Annotated in this window: 1 protein-coding gene; it reads left to right on the plus strand. The window is 62.6% G+C overall.

Going from position 1 to position 1,843, the window contains the following annotated elements:
- On the plus strand, positions 1-1,792 hold a 1,792-nt coding region (locus VIQ49_RS18930), incomplete at its 5' end, for a TOTE conflict system archaeo-eukaryotic primase domain-containing protein (RefSeq protein ID WP_331887396.1).
- Between the last annotated feature and the right edge of the window lie 51 nt (positions 1,793-1,843).

Genomic DNA, 1,843 nt, shown 5'->3' on the forward strand with positions numbered 1-1,843 from the left:
CCTCATCGGTGAATCCAGGCTTAGTGAGGCATTTCGACTGCGCGGAAGTATGCATCTGAGTAGCTATGACCGATTGTTCCCATCCCAGGACGTGCACACCGGGCGTGGGGTGGGCAATCTGATCGCCGCACCGATGAACGGCAAGCGGCGGCAGCATGGCACCACCGTCTTCCTCGATCCCGCCACCCTGGAGCCATACGAGGATCAGTGGGCCTACCTGTCAAGCATCGCTCGGTTGTCCACCAAAGACGTGACCGCGTTGGCACGCCAACTCCCCGACCCACAAGTCGGACACACCGTCCGACGTCTGCAACTACCGACGTCGTCGCGAATCATCCCGCGGCCGGCGGCAATCGTGCGCGCAGAGTTCACATCGCGACTCACTTTGACCGCCAACGATCTTGGCCCAGCAATGATCTCGGCCGTCAAACATGCCGCATCGATACGCAACCCAGAATTCGATGCGCGCCAACGTGCCCGCCGCAGCACCTGGGACACACCACGGTTCCTCCACAGCTACGACGAAACGGCCGACGGTGATCTCGTTCTGCCCCGCGGCCTCCATACTCTGCTGACCGAACTCGTCGAATCGGCCGACAGCACGCTTCACGTCGACGACAAACGCATCCTCGGCAAACCCCACGAGTTCACCTGCAGCACGCCGTTACGCACGGTCCAGACCACCGCATTGCACCAACTCCTCGAACAGGACACCGGCGTCCTCATCGCTCCTCCAGGCACGGGGAAGACTGTCATCGCCTGTGCAGTAATCGAATCGCGAGCTATCGCCACCCTGGTCCTGGTCGATCGCAAAGCGCTGGCCGATCAATGGCGCGACCGGATCAGCAGCCACCTCGGTTTCAAGTGCGGTCAAATCGGCGGTGGGCGTTCGAAAACCACGGGAGTCCTCGATATCGCGCTGCTACCAACGCTTGCCCGCCGCGACAACATCGAAGACATCACCGCCAACTACGGATTCGTCATCGTGGACGAATGCCACCACGTCGCGGCCAGCGCATTCTTCGGCGTCCTGGGCCGCATCGCCGCGCGGTACTGGCTCGGCCTGACAGCCACCCCAGAACGCCGCGACGGGCTCGAAGACCTGATCTATCACCAACTCGGATCCCACCACGTTGCCATCGACCAGCCCACTACCGGACAACTCCCGGTCGACGGTTCCGACCCAATGACGCCCCACCCGGTTCTCCACCTGCACCCGACCGAATTCCAGTACCGCGGCGACGCCGACCCCGCCGCACCCGGTGGAATGGCCGAAATCTACCGAGCCCTCGTCGCCGATCAACTACGGCTCGACCAGATCGTCGACGACGTCCTCAGCGCCTCCCAATCCGGGGCCAACATCCTGGTGCTCACTACCTGGGTCGAACACCTTAACGCCATCGCTGACCGGCTGCGAGCCGCAGGAAAGTCCGTCACCGTCCTCCGCGGCGGCATGAAAGCAGGTGAACGCCGCAGGATCGCCGAGCAACTTGCCAACCACACGCCTGAGTCGGATCCGCTCCTTATCATCGGCACCAGTTCGTTCATCGGGGAAGGCTTCGACTGCCCCGCTCTCGACACACTGTTCCTCGCTGCGCCGATCACATTCAAGAACCGACTCGTGCAATACGTCGGTCGCGTGACCCGTCCCTATCCCTCCAAGAACACGGCCACCGTGCACGACTACCATGACGAACACACCCCCGTCATCGCCTCATCGCTGAAGAAACGCGCGCCCGGCTACCTGAAGATGGGCTTCCCCGACCCGCGCAAAATGAGCCGACAGAACTGAACGCAGCAGTTGACGAGCGGACACGTGCGCTACGACATGCCCGAAGGCGGA

Source organism: Williamsia sp., from assembly GCF_036566845.1.
GTDB lineage: Bacteria > Actinomycetota > Actinomycetes > Mycobacteriales > Mycobacteriaceae > Williamsia.